21 protein-coding genes are annotated in these 15,596 nt (G+C 72.0%); 12 read left to right on the top strand and 9 right to left on the bottom strand.

Annotated features, from left to right (window positions below; genetic code table 11):
- Nucleotides 1–1,079, bottom strand: a 1,079-nt coding sequence (locus G3I54_RS33555) for a serine/threonine-protein kinase (protein ID WP_164620362.1), incomplete at its 3' end; no start/stop codon positions are given.
- 113 nt (nt 1,080–1,192) lie between these two features.
- Nucleotides 1,193–1,993, bottom strand: coding sequence for an SDR family oxidoreductase (locus tag G3I54_RS33560; protein WP_164620364.1), 801 nt, complete (start codon nt 1,991–1,993; stop codon nt 1,193–1,195).
- Between the two features lie 215 nt (nt 1,994–2,208).
- Here G3I54_RS33560 and G3I54_RS33565 point away from each other — a divergent pair, with 215 nt between their 5' ends.
- The 3 genes from G3I54_RS33565 (at nt 2,209) to G3I54_RS33575 (ending at nt 4,326) form a co-directional block, all read left to right on the top strand.
- Nucleotides 2,209–2,964 (top strand): SDR family oxidoreductase, encoded by a 756-nt coding sequence (locus G3I54_RS33565; protein WP_164620366.1) that lies wholly within the window; start codon nt 2,209–2,211, stop codon nt 2,962–2,964.
- Nucleotides 2,965–3,001: 37 nt separating this feature from the next.
- Nucleotides 3,002–3,895, top strand: coding sequence for a LysR family transcriptional regulator (locus G3I54_RS33570; RefSeq protein WP_164620368.1), 894 nt, complete (start codon nt 3,002–3,004; stop codon nt 3,893–3,895).
- A gap of 101 nt (nt 3,896–3,996) precedes the next feature.
- The gene (locus G3I54_RS33575) at nt 3,997–4,326 is read left to right on the top strand and encodes a hypothetical protein (protein ID WP_030087430.1); all 330 of its coding nucleotides are present in this window, start codon (nt 3,997–3,999) and stop codon (nt 4,324–4,326) included.
- A gap of 14 nt (nt 4,327–4,340) precedes the next feature.
- Here the strand turns inward: G3I54_RS33575 and G3I54_RS33580 are convergent, their stop codons facing one another.
- The 3 genes from G3I54_RS33580 to G3I54_RS33590 all read right to left on the bottom strand — a co-directional run bounded on the left by G3I54_RS33580 (nt 4,341) and on the right by G3I54_RS33590 (nt 7,639).
- On the bottom strand, nt 4,341–5,915 hold the full coding sequence (locus G3I54_RS33580) for a helix-turn-helix domain-containing protein (RefSeq protein ID WP_164620370.1): 1,575 nt from the start codon (nt 5,913–5,915) through the stop codon (nt 4,341–4,343).
- Nucleotides 5,916–5,988: 73 nt separating this feature from the next.
- Entirely contained in the window at nt 5,989–6,795 is an 807-nt protein-coding gene (locus tag G3I54_RS33585; RefSeq protein ID WP_164620372.1) for an SAM-dependent methyltransferase, read from the bottom strand.
- Nucleotides 6,770–7,639, bottom strand: coding sequence for a helix-turn-helix transcriptional regulator (locus tag G3I54_RS33590; protein WP_164620374.1), 870 nt, complete (start codon nt 7,637–7,639; stop codon nt 6,770–6,772). Before G3I54_RS33590 ends, G3I54_RS33585 begins: the two co-directional genes overlap by 26 nt.
- Before the next feature lie 270 nt (nt 7,640–7,909).
- On the opposite strand from G3I54_RS33590, the gene G3I54_RS33595 reads away from it, so the two are divergent.
- The 4 genes from G3I54_RS33595 (at nt 7,910) to G3I54_RS33610 (ending at nt 10,293) form a co-directional block, all read left to right on the top strand.
- Nucleotides 7,910–8,305: a hypothetical protein gene (locus G3I54_RS33595; protein WP_164620377.1), complete on the top strand. Its 396-nt coding sequence runs from the start codon at nt 7,910–7,912 to the stop codon at nt 8,303–8,305.
- A 117-nt stretch (nt 8,306–8,422) separates the two neighbouring features.
- Entirely contained in the window at nt 8,423–8,668 is a 246-nt protein-coding gene (locus G3I54_RS33600) for a hypothetical protein (RefSeq protein ID WP_343240494.1), read from the top strand.
- A gap of 77 nt (nt 8,669–8,745) precedes the next feature.
- Entirely contained in the window at nt 8,746–9,621 is an 876-nt protein-coding gene (locus tag G3I54_RS33605) for a class I SAM-dependent methyltransferase (protein ID WP_164620381.1), read from the top strand.
- Between the two features lie 153 nt (nt 9,622–9,774).
- On the top strand, nt 9,775–10,293 hold the full coding sequence (locus G3I54_RS33610) for a proline dehydrogenase (RefSeq protein ID WP_164620383.1): 519 nt from the start codon (nt 9,775–9,777) through the stop codon (nt 10,291–10,293).
- On the opposite strand, the gene G3I54_RS33615 is transcribed toward G3I54_RS33610, so the two are convergent.
- Entirely contained in the window at nt 10,281–10,979 is a 699-nt protein-coding gene (locus tag G3I54_RS33615; RefSeq protein ID WP_164620385.1) for a class I SAM-dependent methyltransferase, read from the bottom strand. The two genes, G3I54_RS33610 and G3I54_RS33615, sit on opposite strands and share 13 nt — an antisense overlap.
- Nucleotides 10,980–11,054: 75 nt before the next feature.
- Nucleotides 11,055–11,555, bottom strand: coding sequence for a hypothetical protein (locus tag G3I54_RS33620; RefSeq protein ID WP_164620387.1), 501 nt, complete (start codon nt 11,553–11,555; stop codon nt 11,055–11,057).
- Nucleotides 11,556–11,776: 221 nt separating this feature from the next.
- Between G3I54_RS33620 and G3I54_RS33625 the strand changes: the two genes are divergently transcribed.
- From G3I54_RS33625 to G3I54_RS33635, 4 genes are all read left to right on the top strand, one after another.
- Complete coding sequence (locus G3I54_RS33625) at nt 11,777–12,538, top strand: DUF6879 family protein (RefSeq protein WP_164620389.1); 762 nt, start codon at nt 11,777–11,779, stop codon at nt 12,536–12,538.
- 16 nt (nt 12,539–12,554) lie between these two features.
- On the top strand, nt 12,555–13,406 hold the full coding sequence (locus G3I54_RS33630) for a helix-turn-helix transcriptional regulator (protein ID WP_164620391.1): 852 nt from the start codon (nt 12,555–12,557) through the stop codon (nt 13,404–13,406).
- Nucleotides 13,407–13,547: 141 nt separating this feature from the next.
- Nucleotides 13,548–14,006, top strand: a complete 459-nt coding sequence (locus G3I54_RS39860) for a hypothetical protein (protein WP_239144707.1) — start codon at nt 13,548–13,550, stop codon at nt 14,004–14,006.
- On the top strand, nt 14,003–14,614 hold the full coding sequence (locus tag G3I54_RS33635) for a DUF1707 domain-containing protein (RefSeq protein WP_164620393.1): 612 nt from the start codon (nt 14,003–14,005) through the stop codon (nt 14,612–14,614). Before G3I54_RS39860 ends, G3I54_RS33635 begins: the two co-directional genes overlap by 4 nt.
- A 57-nt stretch (nt 14,615–14,671) precedes the next feature.
- Here G3I54_RS33635 and G3I54_RS33640 read toward each other — a convergent pair whose 3' ends face one another.
- On the bottom strand, nt 14,672–15,079 hold the full coding sequence (locus G3I54_RS33640) for a DUF6336 family protein (RefSeq protein WP_164620395.1): 408 nt from the start codon (nt 15,077–15,079) through the stop codon (nt 14,672–14,674).
- A gap of 51 nt (nt 15,080–15,130) precedes the next feature.
- Complete coding sequence (locus G3I54_RS33645; RefSeq protein ID WP_164620519.1) at nt 15,131–15,304, bottom strand: DUF397 domain-containing protein; 174 nt, start codon at nt 15,302–15,304, stop codon at nt 15,131–15,133.
- Between G3I54_RS33645 and G3I54_RS33650 the strand changes: the two genes are divergently transcribed.
- Nucleotides 15,286–15,561, top strand: a complete 276-nt coding sequence (locus G3I54_RS33650; protein ID WP_164620397.1) for a hypothetical protein — start codon at nt 15,286–15,288, stop codon at nt 15,559–15,561. The genes G3I54_RS33645 and G3I54_RS33650 overlap by 19 nt on opposite strands.
- The last annotated feature ends 35 nt before the right edge of the window (nt 15,562–15,596 follow it).

Below are 15,596 nucleotides of genomic sequence, written 5' to 3' on the forward strand. Positions count from 1 at the left end.
GCCGGAGGTACGGGCGTCGGCGCGGGCGCCGGCGGAGGCGGGAGGGCCGGAGCGGGCGCGGGCGTCGAGGGGTTCGGGGTCGAGGGGGTCGGCGTGGACACCGCGGTCGGCGGGTGCGTCGCCGAGGCGGCCCGGGCCGCGTTCGGCGCGGCGGGGTCGCCGAGCACCTCGCGGAGCATCGCCTCCGCCGTGGCCGCGTCCAGCCGCTCCCGGGGGTCCGTGATCAACAGCCCCTGGACGACCGGGGCGAGGGGCCCGGCGTACCGGAGCACCGGATCGGGCGACTGCCGGATGTTCTCCTGGACCTCCCAGACCTCGTGCCCGGCGAAGGGCACCCGGCCCTCGACCATCTCGTACAGCGTGACGCCCAGCGCCCACAGGTCGGAGGCCGCAGTGGGGCCCGGGGAGGCGGGGGCGAAGAGCTCCGGCGCGAGGTACGGCGGCGTGCCGATGACACTGCCGGAACGGGTCACCTGCGCCGCGCCCTCGAAGGTGGCGATGCCGAAGTCCACCAGGATCGCGAGGCCGTCGTCGCGGACGAGGACGTTGCCCGGTTTCACGTCGCGGTGGACGACCGACGCCGCGTGGACCGCCCGCAGGCCCTGGAGGATCTGGAGGCCGATGTTCGCGGCCCTCGGCACGGCGAGGACGTGTTCGCGGGTCAACAGGTCGCCCAGGGAAGGCGCTTCGAGCAGCTTCATCACGATCCAGACCTGGTCGTCGGTCTCGACCTGGTCGTGGACCGTCACCACGTTCTGGTGCTCGATCTTCGCGATGGCCTCCGCCTCGCGCCGGGCCCGTTGCAGTGCCGCCGTCCGGTTGGCCGCGGTCATGGCGTTCCGGTCGAGCAGGCCCTTCACAGCGACGAACCGGCGCAGCCGCCGGTCGTGGGCCTTCCAGACCTCGCCCATCCCGCCGCTGCCGATCGGCTCCAGCAGCTCGTAGCGGCCGTCGATCACGGTACGGGGGGAGGGCGGGGCGCCCGGCGCCTCCTGCGGGGCCCCCGCGTCCGGCCACCGGTCGGCGGGACGCCCGTCCTGCCCGTCGCCCGCTCTGCCGGCCCTGTCTTCGTTGTGCATACGACCCCCTGTGCACTACATGGACCACGCCAGATTAGACGCTCCGTCATGCCCGGACGCCCCGGCGTGACGTGCCGGTTCGCGCTCCGGCGACCGGTGGTGCGGGGCGGGCCCTACGAAGCCGCGCCGCCGTTGCTCTTCAGCAACTGGCCGTTGACCCACTGTCCTTCGGGCGAGCAGAGGAAGTCCACCAGGTGCGCGGTGTCCCGCGGTGTGCCGAGGCGGCCGAGCGGAGTGCCGCCGGCCAGGGCCTCGCGCAGCTCGTCGGTCATCCAGCCGGTGTCCACCGGGCCGGGGTTGACGACGTTCGCCGTCACCCCGAGGTGGGCCAGCTCGTGCGCGGCGGCCAGCGTGATGCGGTCCAGGGCGCCCTTGCTCGCGCCGTAGGGGAGGTTGCCCACGGTGTGGTCGCTGGTGAGCGCGACGATCCGGCCCGTCGCGGTGCCGGGCGCGCTGCGGAAGCGCAGCCCGTACTCGCGGATCAGCAGCCAGCCGGCCCGGGCGTTCACCGCGAAGTGCCGGTCGAACGCCTCCACGGTGGTGTCCAGCAGCCCCGAGTCCACCGACTCCGCGTGCGAGAGGACGAGCGCGGTCACCGGGCCGCCGAGGCGCTGCTCCGCCTCGTCGAAGATGCGGGTCGGCGCGTCGGGGTCGGACAGGTCCGCCTCGATCGCCGCCGTACGGGCCCCGGCCTCGGCCAGCTCCTTCGCGATGGACTCGGCGGCCCCCGGCTCGGCGCCCCAGTCCATACGGCGGTCGTACGGCGTCCAGTAGGTGAAGGCGACGTCCCAGCCGGAGGCCGCCAGCCGGCGCGCGATGCCCGCACCGATGCCGATGCTGCGGCCGACGCCGGTGATCAGGGCGATGGGTCGGGCCGGGCCGGACGTGGGCGAAGGGCGTTCGGTGGTCGTCACGCGGTGATCCTTCGTGACCCGTACGCGTACGTCAATGGCCTTTCCGGTCACCCGGACGGCACCCGTGCGCCCGCGCTGACCTGCGGCGACCCATCTTCCTGGTGGTCCGACGCGATCTTTGTGTTTCCCCGTGGCGGGGGCGCGCTCCTAGCGTGGACAACAGAAACTACGACGAACGCCGCATATCGGAATGCGGCCGATGGAGAGGAACCGTCATGAGTGAGCAGCAGCTGGCCGGCAGGACCGCCGTGGTCGCCGGTGGCGCGAAGAACCTCGGGGGCCTGATCAGCCGCACGCTCGGCGAGGCCGGTGCGAACGTCGTCGTCCACTACCACAGCGAGAACACCGCGGCCGATGCCGAGAAGACGGCGGAGGCCGTACGGGGCACGGGCGCGCAGGCCGTCGTCGTCCGCGAGGACCTGACCCGCGTCGAGGGGGTGCGGAGCCTCTTCGACCAGGCGCTGGACGCCTTCGGCGGAGTGGACGTCGCCGTGAACACCACGGGCATGGTGCTGCGGAAGCCGATCGGCGAGACGACCGAGGAGGAGTACGACCGCATGTTCGCGATCAACTCCAAGGCGGCGTACTTCTTCCTCCAGGAGGCCGGTGCGCGCCTCAACGACGGCGGTCGCATCGTCAGCCTGGTCACCTCGCTGCTCGCCGCGTTCACCGACGGGTACGCCACCTACGCGGGCGCGAAGGCCCCGCTGGAGCACTTCACCCGGGCGGCGGCCAAGGAGTTCGCCCCGCGCGGCATCGCCGTGAACAATGTGGCCCCGGGGCCGATGGACACGCCGTTCTTCTACCCGCAGGAGACGCCGGAGCGCGTGGAGTTCCACAAGTCGCAGGCCATGGGCGGCCGGCTGACGGAGATCGAGGACATCGCGCCGCTGGTGAAGTTCCTCGTCACCGAGGGCGGCTGGATCACCGGCCAGACGATCTTCGCCAACGGCGGCTACACGGTCCGCTGACCGGCGACCGTCGGCCGATGGCGTCCGGGAGGACCGCGTGAGTCTGGACCTGCGCAAGCTGGAGCATCTCGTCGCCGTCGCCGAGGAGGGCGGGTTCACCCGGGCGGCCGAACGGCTGCACCTGAGCCAGCAGGCGCTGAGCACCTCCATCCGCACCCTGGAGCGGCACGTCGGCGTCCAGCTCCTGGACCGGGGCCACCAGCACGTCACCCCGACCCCGGCCGGGCAGGCCCTCATCGACGACGCCCGGGCCCTCAGCGCCCAGGCGCTCGCCGCCCTGGACCGCGCCCGCCGGATCGGGCGCGGCCGGGCCGGGCACCTGCGCATCGGCCACACCCCGGCGGTCACCGCCGAGGAGGTCGTGGACCTGCTGACCCGGGCCCGTACGGAGGAGCAGGGCATACAGGCCCACGTCCGCCAGCTCTTCCCCGACGAACTGCGCGAGCAACTCCTCACGGGCGCCTGCGATCTGGGCCTGAGCCGGGTGATGCCCGCCGACACGGGCCTGACCCGGGCCCGGATCGCCGAACACCGCCTGCGGGTCGCCGTCCCGGCCGGGCACCCGCTCGCCGCCCGGTCCGCGGTGGCCCTGGCCGATCTGCGCGGCCAGCCGCTCACGGTGTGGGGCGAGCCGGGCTCGTCCGCGTACACGGATCTCCTGATCGGCCTGTGCCGTCAGGCGGGCGTGGAGCCGGACACCCGGCGCAACCCGGTCCAGGGCACCCCGCCGATCACGGCCGTCACCGCGACCGGCCGCATCGCCTTCGTCACGACGCCCCCGGGCCCGGCGGCGGGCGGCGCGGCCCACGTGCTCGACCTGGACCCGCCCGTCCACGTCCCGGTCCACGCGCTGTGGCCCGCGCACACGACGTGCCCGGGGCGGGACCTCTTCCTCAGCCGGACCGGCGACGAACCGCATCCGGAGCGGTGAGGGACGGCATGCGGCGGTGAACCCGCCGACAGAGACTCGGGGCAAGGAAGAAGTCAAGGAAGAAACGAAGGAAGAAACGAAGGAAGAAAGGGAGCAGCACTATGACCACATCGATCAGCGACCCGGTGGTGGAGAAGTTCATCGCCACGGTGAACGCGGGCGACAAGGACGCCTTCTTCGCCGACGTCCTCACCGAGGACGCCACGATGTCCGACGACGGCAGCGAACGGGACCTGGCGGCCTGGACGGAGAAGGAGATCTTCTCCCCGAAGGCCAACGGCCGTATGCAGGTCGTGGAGGCCTCCGACGACGGCCGCACCCTCGTCGTCGACTACACGAACGACACCTGGGGCACGATGCGGACCCGCTGGGTCTTCACGGTGTCCGGCGACCGGGTCAGCCGCTTCGAGACGGGCCAGGCGCCGGCCTGAGGCACCGGAAGCCCTCACAGCCGGCGGTAGGTGCGGCCGCCGCGCCGGGGGAGGGACGCCGGGTCGTCGGGACCGTTCCGGGTGGCCCGCAGCGCGAGGTGGAGTTCGGCGCGCACGGTGGCGTCGGCGAGGTTCCGCGCGAGGTGTTCGGCGCACCGGCCGAGCCAGATGGCCAGGGTGGTGCGGTGGACGTGCAGTTCGGCCGCCGCCGGGGCGGTCTTGGCGTGGTGGCGCAGCCAGCAGGCGAGCGCGATCCGCAGATGCGGCTCCAGCCCGCCGACCAGCCCGCACGCCCAGGCCCGGACCGCGTCGGTGTCCAGGAGGCCGTCCGGCAGCGTCTCCAGCCGGGCCGTCCGGTCCGGCCCGGGCGGCCCGGGTGGCCCGGACGGCGGGGGAGCGCCCGCGTTGCCGTCGTCCGGGCAGGGCGCGCGCAGGGCGAGCAGCAGATGCGCCTGCACGGTGGCGTCCTCCAGGTCCGCGCCGAGCAGCCGGGCGAGGTCGCGTATCCGGGCCCGTACCGTGCCGGCGGACAGACCGAGCGCGGCGGCGGCGCGGGGTTTGCTGCCGGTGCGGAGCCACACCAGGAGCAGGTGCTGGTGGGCCGGGGCCAGCGGACGCAGCACGGATCCCGCCCACCGGGTGTACGGGACGGTGGGCAGCAGGGGCGCGAGCCGGGAGGTGCCGACGGCGTCGGCGGGGACGATACGGCGGTCGGGTGTGGCGCTGTGCCGGGCGGCGGCGGCTCCGCTGTGGGCGGTGGGCATCTCGGCCAGGGGCAGCGGTCCGGCCATGCCCGCGAGCAGGCGGTGCCGCTCGCTCACCCGGGAGACCAGCCGCAGGATCCTTCCGTCGTCGCCGCCGTGGTGGAGCTCGGCGACGACGAGTTCGCCGTCCAGCCGGCCCATCAGCGTGCAGGCGTCGGCGTACGGGTCGAGGGAGGGGCGGACGGCCCGCCAGAGGACCTGGTGGGCGGCGGGGATGTCGGCGCCGGTGAGCCGGTAGACCGTGACATGGGTGAGCCGGTTCCCGCCCGGGCCTTCGGTGGCGGTGGCGGTGTCTCGGCCGAGGCCCTCGGTGACGGCGGTGTCGCGGCCCAGGCTCTCGGTGGCGGCGGCGTCGCGGCCCAGGGTCTCGGTGACGACGGAGGTGTGGCCGGCCAGCAGCAGCCGGATGAGGGTGGTGTGCAGCCGCATCTGCTCGCCCCGCAGCTCCGCCGCCCGCTGCCCGCGCACCTCCAGGAGGGCCGCGGTGGTCGTGGCGACATGGCCGGTGTGCTCCGGGGGCGCGGTGGGCGCCGGGGCCAGGACGAGGACGGCTCCGGCCGCCGGGAGCTGGACGCAGTGCGGGTGTTCCTGCGGGGCGGCGGCCGCGTGCACGCCGTCGGCGGCGGCCGAGGCGGGCGTGCTGTAGACGGCCCCGGCGATCGGGTCGGCGAGGACCGCCCACCCCTGGACCAGGGCCGCGGCCTCGGCGATCAGATGCGCACCGGAGCGGGTCGCCGCCCGCAGCAGCCGGGCCGCCGTCTCCCGACCGCCCCGGGGCCCCCACGGGCCGGCGGCCTCGCGGTCGGTGGTGCCTGTGGTGCTCATGCGCAAGCCTCTGCGGGCCGTGCGCACCGCGCACGGGGAAGGCCCGTGCGCGGCGCGGCAGGTGCGGACGTCGTCAGGGGATACGGGCGACCGCGCCCCACCCGGCCCGGGCCGTGGTGGTGCCGGTGTTCGCGTCGGGCCGCCAGTTCGGCCAGGACACCATGCCCGGCTCCACCATCTCCAGCCCGTCGAAGAACGCGATCGTGGTCTCCGGCTCCCGGAAGATGTACGGGATCGCGCCGCTCGCGTTGTACTCGTCCTGCACGGCGCGGTGGGCGTCGTCGGACGCGGTGGAGTGGCTGAGCGAGAGGTAGCTGCCGGAGGGCAGACGCTCCACCAGCCGCCGCACCAGGGACAGGGCGTCGTCCCAGTCCACGATGTGCCCGAGGACGTCGCTGATCACGAGGGCGACGGGCTGCGTGAGGTCCAGGGTCTTGGCCGCCCCGGTGAGCACGGTCTCGGTGTCGCGCATGTCCGCCTCGACGTAGGCGGTCGCGCCCTCGGGGGTGCTGGTCAGCAGCGCGTGGACGTGCAGCAGCACCAGCGGGTCGTGGTCGACGTAGACGACGCGGGACTCCGGGGCTATCCGCTGGGCGACCTCGTGCGTGTTGTTCGCGGTCGGCAGCCCCGCGCCGACGTCCAGGAACTGCCGGATTCCGGCGTCGCGGGCGAGGTGGGTGACGGTCCGGCGCAGGAAGTCCCGGGACTCCTTCGCGAACGTCTCGATCAGCGGGTACTTCCCCCGGTAGGCGTCGCCCGCCGCCCGGTCCGCCGGGAAGTTGTCCTTGCCGCCGAGCCAGTAGTTCCAGACACGTGCGGAGTGCGCGACGCTCGTGTCGATCTGCGCGGGCAGTTCAGGCCCATTTCCGGTCGTACTCATGCTGCAACACCTCTTCTGTTCGGGCCGGCCGCATCGCCATCACGCACGACACGTCCAGCATTCCCTGATACGTCTGTACGGGGTGGGGGCTGTCCCACACCTCCGCGGTGCCGGGCAGGCCGCCCTCCCGCACCACATGGTCCGCGATCTCCCGGATCTCCACCCGGTAGAGCGTCAGCGCCGGAACGCCGGTCAGCGGGTGGGGCGGTGCGTACTCGTCGTGCAGTTGCATCGTCACATCACCGCGCTCCGCGATCTGTTGGAGCGTCCTGAGCTGCTCGCGCATCACCTCGTCGCTGCCGACCCGGCAGCGCAGCGCGGTGACGGGCAGCACCGCCCAGAGCCGGGTCTGCTGTTCCTGGAGCCGCTTCTGACGCTCGACCAGGAAGTCCGCCCGCCGTCGCCGCCCGGCCGCGTCCCGGTCGGGGGACATGATCTCGTCCACGGCCATCGCGTACGCCGGGGTCCGCAGCAGCAGCGGCACCAGCGCCGGATGCCAGGTGCGTACGACGCCGGCCGCGGACTCCACGCTCATCAGGTCCATCAGCCAGGGCGCCATCGCGTCCCGCCACGGATGCCACCAGCCGGGCATGTTCGCGGCGTTCAGCCGGCCCATGATGTCGTCGGCCTCCGCCGCGCCCGCCCCGTACACATCGAGGAGGGCGGACACCTGCCCCACGTCGAGCGAGGTCTGCGCCTGCTCCAGTCGTCGCAGCGTGGAGGGGTGCCAGCCCAACTGCGTGGCGGCCTGCGGGACGGACAGGCCGACGCCCTCGCGCAGGCGCCGCAGGCGGGCCACCAGGACCAGGTGCTGGGCCGTCCGCCCCGACCTCTCGCGCGCCACGCCGCCCCCTCCCCGTGTCCGGCCCTGTTCCGGCTCGATCTATCCGACATTCCGCGCAGTCTGCGCACAGTGCACACAGCGCACCTTGCGACGCTCGCACGGCGCTCTCAAGGTAAGCATGTCCGACCCCGCCGTACGTCAACTAGGTAAGACCGGGCCGATCTTGCCCCTTCCCTTCTTTGTAGCCGCCCCTGTCCCCGCCCCAGCCGTTCCGTGCACTGCCGTTCCACGCACCGTCGTTCCGGCGGCCCGTTCTCTGGAGCCCACCCCATGAACCACGTGACCCACCCGACCCGCCCGAACCTCCGGTCCGTCGTCGCAGCCCCGAGGCCCGCCCCGGCCCCGGCCCGCCCTCTCGACCTGCGTGTCCGCGCCCAGCGGATCCAGATCGACGAACTCATCGTCGACGACCCCCGCAAGGTGCTCGCCCACGCCGGACAGGCCGTGCTCGACGACCCCGACGCGGCGGCCCTGCTCGGCCTCGTCCCGGCCGGCCCGCTGCCGCTCCCGGCGGCGGCCGCACTGCTGTGCGCGCTCTACGACACCGACGTACTCACGGCCATGGGGCTGCGCCTCACCCGCCACACCACCCGCGTCTCCGCCTCCGACCAGCAGACGGAGCCCGTTTCGCTGGTGCGGTCCACCACCCCCGACCAGGAGGACTGATCGCTCAGGCCGGTGGGCAACGCCTCCGCCGGTCTCTCGCGTACGCCATATCGCCTGGGCCGTGTTCGGGAAGTGGTGCACGATGGAGTCGACCGCGTACCCGTGGAAGGAAGCCCGGTGGTCGACCCCGCGCTCCAGCAGGCCCTGCGCCTTCTGCGTTCGGTGAAGGCGCGGAAGCCTTCCGACGGGGATGCCGTCGCGTTCGCCGACTGGCGAGAGAGGGTCGCCGGGGCCTTGGAGGCGTTGGCCCGTGTGCTGGAATTCGAGGCGGACCGGGACAGGGCCGCAGCGGAGGCTGCGGCAGCGAGGGAACAGGCAGCGGATGTCCGACGCCGCGGCGAGATCGGGGTCAGCGAGCGCTGACACTGCGGGCGGCCGTCCGGATCGTGAGGTCGCTGCCGGATCGTGAGGACGTCGGCGACCGGCCTAGTCTGCTCCCCATGCCCGACACCACCGCGCACGCGCGACGCGACGACCGTCCCGAGGAGACCCGGCGGGTGCTTCTGAGCCGCACCTTCGACGAGGACGCGGAACTGTACGACCGGGCCAGGCCCGGATACCCGCCGGAGCTGTACGACGACCTCGCGGACCTCGCGGGGGCCCGCGACGGCAGCCGCGTACTGGAGATCGGCTGCGGGACCGGCCAGGCCACGGTCCCCCTGGCCGCGCTGGGCTGCCGGATCACGGCCGTCGAGGCCGGACCGCACATGGCCGAGATCGCTCGCCGCAATCTGGCGGAGGCGGAGGCGGAGGCCGAGGTCGGGGCTGGGGTCGGGGCCTGGTCGGCGGAGGTGGTGACGGCGGAGTTCGAGAACTGGCCGCTGCCGGTGGAGCCGTTCGACGTGGTTCTCGCGGCGACCGCGTTCCACTGGATCGACCCGGCGGTACGCGTGCCCAGGGCCGCCGACGCCCTGCGTCCCGGCGGGGCGCTCGCCGTGGTGCGCAGCCAGCATGTGATGGGCGGTACCGAGGAGTTCTTCGTCGAGGTCCAGCGCTGCTACGAGCGCTTCGACCCGGCGACGCCGCCCGGGCTGCGGCCTCCGGCGACCGGCGAGGTCGACAACTCCGACCATGCGGAGGAGGTCGCCCGGAGCGGCCGGTTCGGCGACACGGTCTTCCGCCGCTATGAGCGCGACCTCACGTACACCACGGCGGAGTACCTGGACGTGCTGCGGACCTACTCCGGCCACCGAGCGCTTCCGGAGGCTGCCAGGAGCGGGCTGCTGGCATGCGTGGCGGGCCTGATCGACGGGCGCTACGGCGGCCGGGTGAGCAAGCGCTACCTGATCGAACTGGCCGTCTCGCACCGGCACTGACCACCGGCCGACCGGCTCACCGGCTCACCGGCTCACCGGCTCACCGGCCCACCGGCCCACCGGCCGACCGGCCCACCGGCCCGGGGCCCGCGGGAATGGTCGGACGGGTCCCGGCCCCGACGGGTGGGCGCGCCGGGCGGCAGACTGGCCCGCATGGACTCAGGACTCGCCGCACTGCTGGGCGCCGCCATCGGTTCCGCAGCGACGCTGGGGGCGGCGATGGCCAACGGCCGTTCCCAGGCACGCTCCCAGCACGCCCAGCAGAGCCGCCAGCACCGCCGTGACGCGTACGCCCGTTACCTCGGCGCCCTCCACGACCGCGACCTCGCCATCGACGCCGTCCTGGCCGCGCTGCGTGCGGACCACCCTGACCCGGCCGGTATCGACGAGCTGACGAACCGCTTCGTCACCCTGGCCCGTGAGGTCCACCGCTGCTGCGAGGTTGTCATACTCGAAGGCCCGGCATCCGTCGCGGCCGTAGCGGAACGCGTCACCAACGCCTCCGCCGATCTCTCGTACGTGATGCGCCGCATGGCCGAGAACGCCCGCGCGGGCGACACGACCCGCAAGGCCGAGGACGCGGCCCTGGCCACGGAACGGGAGCGGGCCCTCTACGACACGGTCAAGGAATTCCGCCTGGCGGCCCGCACCGCGCTCGGTCAGGCGGTCTGACCGGGGCCGGAGGGAGTCCCGGGCGCGACGGCGCGGACGAGGAGCGTCCCGATATGGCCCGGGTGGGGCGCGTCCAGGACCTCGGCCGTGGCCGTGGCGAACCCGGCCCGGGTCAACAGCCGTTCCCACACCGCGGGCCGGTAGCTGTAGCGGTACGTGAACATCGCCCTGCCCGCGAAGCCGCCCTTGTACATGCCCTGCGGCCCGTACGCGCCCGGGATGGCCGGCGGGTGCGAGAAGACGAAGACACCGCCGGGGGCCAGCCGTTGGCGTACGAGAGGGAGCAGGCGGCCGGGGTCGGTGAACCAGGCCGCGCCGAAGACCGAGTAGACGGCGTCGTACGTCTCCTGAGCCTCCCGCTGTTCACGGCGCAGATGCTCCAGGACCTCGGCACAGACGAACTCCGCCCCGGTGCCGCTCCACTTCGCGGTGGTCTTCTTGACCATGACGGGCGACAGGTCGACACCCCGGGCGGCCACGCCCCGCCGGGCCAGATGCGCGAGAGCGCGACCGGTGCCGCAGCCGATCTCCAGCACGGAACGCGGATCGCCCAACAGCTCCGGGCCGGGCCCGTGACCGGCGTACTGCGTCCAGCAGAAGGCCGGATCCGCGTCGTCCTTGAAGGCGGACGCGGCATAGGCGTCCCACAGCTCGGTTTCGGCGGCGATGTCGTGGTCTACGGGCAAGGCGGCTCCTCCGGGGACGGCCTGGCTTCCCTGGCCCCCTTCGTGGGAAAGGAAGCCAGGCCGCCGCAGGGCGATTCAGTGGCTGTCGGGGACCTTGTTGTCGCACGGCGAGCAGTCCGTGCCGTCGATCGCCCACAGTTCCTCATCGACATCGAAGCCGAAGGACTTCAGGTAGTCCGCCGTACGCAGGCACAGGCCGTCACGACGCCGCTCGACGAACGGAGCATGGTGTTTGTAGCGGCCCTCGTTGTAGACCTCGCACAGTGCCCACCACACAGGCGTGTCGAGGATGAGCTGGTGAACACCGATGTCGACGAGCTTGCCCACCCCGAGGTGCACCTCCGGGTGTTCCATGCAGCCGACGGTGTACATGACGGCGTTGCCGAGGACTCGTTCGGCCATGTCCCGGACCATGGTGTGATCGCGCAGTAGCAGGGCGACCTCCCGGTCCCAGAGAGGCATGCCGTTGTCCAGGACGTTGATCGTCAGGTGCTGGATGTGGGGCTGGACCGCGTTGAGGAGTTCCTCCGGGTTTCGGGTGCGGACGTTCGCCGGTCGGTCGAGCGCAACGGTCATGAACCGCTCCTTCGTCGTCTTCGGCATTTGCGCGTGCTGCTCTTGAGCTACCGACACGAAGTTAGTGAGGCGGCTTTGAGGGGGCCAGGCAGGTTGCGCAAGGTTGTCGCCCTCGACTGGGGAGTTGCGGGAAGTTGCCGATTCAGGTCGCCGGAACACGGGACACCGGGTGGTCGGCTCGCAGAAGCTGGGGGCTCAGGCCCCTTGGGAAGGACGTGATCGTGTCTCGACGTCTGCGCTTCAACGGCACGGGCAGCGGTGTGAACGGGTGCCCGTCACTGCACGAAGATCTCGACACCGGCGAGGTCGTCGTACACGGGCTGCCCCTCACCGACCCCGATGACATCGCCCAGCTCCGGCACCTGAACGATGGCGAGGTACCCGTCGTGGTGCCGCGCGAACTGCTCGTCGACTTCGGGCCGAAGGAGGTGGCCCGCGTGCCGGACATCATCGGACTGGACGAGTTCGACCGGCTCTTCACCCAGTTCGAGCACACCGCATGGCGTTTGGAGACGCGCCGCCGGTACGCCTCGGACGAGCAGACCGGTACCTACGCCCAGTTCACCCGGGGCGAGCCGGTGACCTGGGAAGGCGTCGACGCACAGTGGTGTGACGAGCGCCGTGGGCAGGTGGCGCTCGGCAAGCGGTTCGAGCGTGCCCGGATCGTCGACGCTCCTCCTACGTCCGGCCAGCTCTATCTGCTCGACAACGCGCGACGCAACAGCGCGGTCGGTGAGAGGATCCACACGTTGGCGCGCGCGGATGCCGACCGCCTGGGTCTGCCCGCAGAGGACTTCTGGCTCTTCGACTCCAGACTGGTCGCATTGCTCAACTTCGACGACACTGACAACCTGGTCGACGTGGAGCTGATCACTCAGCCTGCCGAGGTGCTGCGGTACGCCACCGCCCGGGACGCGGCGGAACATCACGCCCTGCCGTACACGGAGTTGGCCGCACGGCTCGCGGTGGCGAAGGAGAACTGAGGCAGGCACGTTTCCGGTGAGCACGGATTACCAGCAGGCGCGAGAAGCACTCGGAGTACGCCTGCGCGAACTTCGGCTTTCCGCGGTCGGCGGACGGCTCACCGGTACGGATCTGGCCGAGCGGAACGGGTGGAACAAGTCCAAGGTCAGCAGATTGGAGAACGGTCGACAGACCCCCTCGCCCGACGATCTGCGCGCGTGGGCAGCGGCAACCGGCCGGCCGGACGCGTACGGCGAGCTGCTCGGGCGACTGCGGGGCTTCGAGTCACACATTCGCTCGTGGCGGCGGCAGTTGGCCTCAGGACACAAGGCCGTTCAGGACATCCATCTGAGCGCTCACGCCGACACGTCGGTCTTTCGAGGCTGGGAGCCCTCCATGGTCTTCGGGATTCTCCAGACGCCTGACTACGCGCGGTCGATCTTCACTGGATACGCGGAGCTGCAGCGGTCCCCGCGTGACACGGAGGAAGCGGTGCGCTCCCGTATGAGGCGGCAGCAGGCGCTGTACGACCCATCGAAGCGATTTCACCTCATCATGTGGGAAGCCGCGCTCCGTGCCCTGGTCTGCCCGCCCACGGTGCTCCGGGCACAACTCGACCGCCTTGCGGGAGCCGTCGGGATGGACACGGTCGAGTTGGGGATCATTCCGTTGTCCGCCTCGCTCAAGATTCCTCCGGCCACCGCATTCTGGATCTACGGCGACCGCCAGGTGATCGTGGAGAACTGGCACGCGGAGCTGTGGATCGATGACGGAAGCAGCGTGGAAACCTATCTGCGTACGTGGCGAACGCTTCGGGAGTCCGCCGTGTACGGCGTCGACGCGCAGGCGCTCATCGCGACAGCGCGCACGGAGCTGAGCGCAGGTTGAGCGCGGCGGCCACTCGGTGCTCCGGAGCAGGTGGGGCGTCGTCGAGGGCCACCACGGTGGCCCGCATGACCGACGCCGAACACTGGACTTCCGCACCGGACCGGACCCTGCGCGGCTCCATTCGAGGGCGTCGAGGAGGTCTTGGAGGACCTCGGGTCGCGTTCGGTTCTGACGCCTTTGCCGTCGTCCGTGCGCGCCGATCTGGACGTCGTCCACGCTGCCGCGTGGGGCGGCATGCTGAGCATCGTGAATCCGGGCGTGCGTACATGCACGGGGGGCCTGGCGTGCCGCCCTCGACCCCTCAGGGCCCCGCACAAGAGGGAAGACGCAGCCTTGAACCACTCGCTCCGAATACCGTCCAGGAGCAGTAACCGGACGGGCAAGCGGTACGCACCATGGGCGAAGGGCTCCACTCGCACCTCGGATGGAGCCCTTCGCCCTGTCGAGCGCCGGGTGACCCGGGTGACCACAGCCCTCCTCGGCCAGGCCGCCGTGACTCCACGAGGGCGCTCAGGTCTCGGGAGAGACGGCGAGCGCGGAGCTGGCGGACGGCCACCTCTACGCGGTCACCGCCCCGGCTGCTTATCCTTGCGGCCATGACGCCCCAGCTCCCGGAGCCCTTTCCGCGCCCCGTCCCCTCAGGAGAGCTTCGTGCCTCTCACGACGACCGGGAAGCAGTGGTGGAGCTGCTGCGGGACGCGGCAGCCGAGGGGCGGATCGACTTCGACGAGCTGGACTCGCGCCTGGAGCAGGCGCTGAAGGCCAGGACGCACGCCGAACTGGCCGTTCTGACCACCGACTTGCCGAAACCGCAGCCCTCGGAGAGCGGGCCGCCGCTGGTCCTGAAGGGCGGCGTGTTCGGCGCGTCCCGAGGCCCCGGGCGCTGGGAGGTTCCCGGGCACGTGATCGCTCACGGAGGCATGGGCGGGGTGAACGTTGACTTCACCCGGGTCGAGTGCCGCCTCACGGAGGTCACGGTGGAGGCGTACGGGGAGACGTCCGGCGTCACGATCGTCATCCCCGACGGCTGGGCCGCGGACACCGGAGGCATGGACCCCGGCGCCGGCGGCCTGACGGACGGGACCACCTCCGACCGGCTCCCGGGAACCCCGCTGATCCGCCTCACCGGCTCCGGCGGCATGGGCGGAGTGGTCATCCGCCACCCCAACGACAGGGAACGACGCAAGCTGCGCAGCAACCCGGCGTAGGGCTGAGGGCTGAGGGGCGCGGCGGCACGGGGGCGGAACGTGCGGCTGCCGGGTGCCTCAGACGCCCCACAGCCACGATCCGTACGCCGCCGACGCGACGAGCTCGCCCAGACCGAAGGCGAACGGAACCGGCAGGAGGAGGAAGACTCCGGCGCGGACCAGGGCCGGTCCGGCGATGGAGACCACGTCATGCGGACCGCTGGTCGCGAAGAAGTCACGCCGGCGCAGGACCTCCCCGGAGCTGCACGCCCAGAAGAACAGCCCGGTCAGCAGGAGGACCGTGCCGGTCAGGAGGCCCAGGTAGGTGGCCGCTTCCAGCAGGTCGACACGGTCGCCGTGTTCCCGCAGGACGAGCGCGGTGACGACCAGGCAGAGCGCGGCGATCACGCCGTACGCCGCGCCGCGCGCCACGACGCCGCCCAGTCGCAGCCGCGGTTCGAGCACCCCGTCCGGGCCTCTGCTCATACGGACCAAGTGTGCGCACCCCCTGTGGTTACGGCGCCGTCGCGCCTGTCGCTACGACCCGGCGAAGTCTACGAAGAACGTCCAGGTGGTGGGGGAGACGGCGAGCGGGGGGACGGTGAGGTCCTTGGAGCCGCGGATGTGGACGGTGTGTGTGGGCAGATGGCGACCTCGATGCAGTTGCCCCGGCGGTTCAGCACACTGGTCGCATGCGGTACGAGACGAGATCCGAAAGAGCCGGGATCAGGGCTGTGCAGGTCCTGATCTGGCCGGCCGTCCTCGTCGCCTCACCCGTGCTGCTGATCGTGGGAGCGCCGATCCGCCGCCGCTACCTCCGGTACGTCTACCGCGACGGCGCCCCGCTCCTCCTCGACAAGCAGCGGGGCCACGTCAGCGCCCACTATTTCGTCGCCACCCACCCTCTTTTCGCATGGCTCTGCCTGCCCACGGAGGCACTCGCCCGCCGCATGGGTTTCCAGGACTGAACCAGAAGTACCTCTGAATCCGGCGACGTCGGCGA

Origin of the sequence: Streptomyces sp. SID14515, assembly GCF_010548505.1 — a bacterium.
Taxonomy (GTDB): domain Bacteria; phylum Actinomycetota; class Actinomycetes; order Streptomycetales; family Streptomycetaceae; genus Streptomyces; species Streptomyces caviscabies.

What these genes read in the sequence shown, in the direction of transcription:
- G3I54_RS33565 (WP_164620366.1), top strand. Translation starts at nt 2,209, where the DNA reads ATGAGTGAGCAGCAGCTGGCCGGCAGGACCGCCGTGGTCGCCGGTGGC.
- G3I54_RS33620 (WP_164620387.1), bottom strand. Translation starts at nt 11,555, where the DNA reads ATGACCGTTGCGCTCGACCGACCGGCGAACGTCCGCACCCGAAACCCG.
- G3I54_RS33585 (WP_164620372.1), bottom strand. Translation starts at nt 6,795, where the DNA reads ATGAGTACGACCGGAAATGGGCCTGAACTGCCCGCGCAGATCGACACG.
- G3I54_RS33595 (WP_164620377.1), top strand. Translation starts at nt 7,910, where the DNA reads ATGAACCACGTGACCCACCCGACCCGCCCGAACCTCCGGTCCGTCGTC.
- G3I54_RS33575 (WP_030087430.1), top strand. Translation starts at nt 3,997, where the DNA reads ATGACCACATCGATCAGCGACCCGGTGGTGGAGAAGTTCATCGCCACG.
- G3I54_RS33580 (WP_164620370.1), bottom strand. Translation starts at nt 5,915, where the DNA reads ATGAGCACCACAGGCACCACCGACCGCGAGGCCGCCGGCCCGTGGGGG.
- G3I54_RS33650 (WP_164620397.1), top strand. Translation starts at nt 15,286, where the DNA reads ATGCGGTACGAGACGAGATCCGAAAGAGCCGGGATCAGGGCTGTGCAG.
- G3I54_RS33640 (WP_164620395.1), bottom strand. Translation starts at nt 15,079, where the DNA reads ATGAGCAGAGGCCCGGACGGGGTGCTCGAACCGCGGCTGCGACTGGGC.
- G3I54_RS33635 (WP_164620393.1), top strand. Translation starts at nt 14,003, where the DNA reads ATGACGCCCCAGCTCCCGGAGCCCTTTCCGCGCCCCGTCCCCTCAGGA.
- G3I54_RS33605 (WP_164620381.1), top strand. Translation starts at nt 8,746, where the DNA reads ATGCCCGACACCACCGCGCACGCGCGACGCGACGACCGTCCCGAGGAG.
- G3I54_RS33610 (WP_164620383.1), top strand. Translation starts at nt 9,775, where the DNA reads ATGGACTCAGGACTCGCCGCACTGCTGGGCGCCGCCATCGGTTCCGCA.